The sequence below is a fragment of the Geodermatophilus maliterrae genome (assembly GCF_041018925.1).
In the GTDB taxonomy this organism is placed as follows: Bacteria; Actinomycetota; Actinomycetes; order Mycobacteriales; family Geodermatophilaceae; genus Geodermatophilus; species Geodermatophilus maliterrae.
Genome location: NZ_JBFNXQ010000237.1, coordinates 1 through 287 on the forward strand (window position 1 = coordinate 1; position 287 = coordinate 287).

At 72.1% G+C, this 287-nt stretch carries 1 protein-coding gene; it reads right to left on the reverse strand.

What is annotated here, in order from left to right; translation table 11 throughout:
• The coding region (locus ABQ292_RS26655; protein ID WP_369210714.1) for a transposase at positions 1-287 on the reverse strand (287 nt) is incomplete at both ends.

Genomic DNA, 287 nt, shown 5'->3' on the forward strand with positions numbered 1-287 from the left:
TTCGCGTCGGCCGAGGTGACGCGACAGTGCTCGCCAGTTCTTCAGGTGGCTGATGCCATGCTCGACGCGGATCCGCTTGGACGCGTGAGCCCGGCGTTCGGCCTCGTGGGCCGCGGCGACGGCGGGGAAGATCGGGATCTGGTTCCTCCGCCGGGCCGGCCGCGGAGTGAGGACCGCACCGGCGGTCTGCGCGCTCAGCCCCTGATACCCGGCGTCGGCCAGCAGGGTGACGCCGCGAATCAGCGCCAGCAGCTCCACCAGGCCGGCCTGGCGCACCTGGGTCAGAT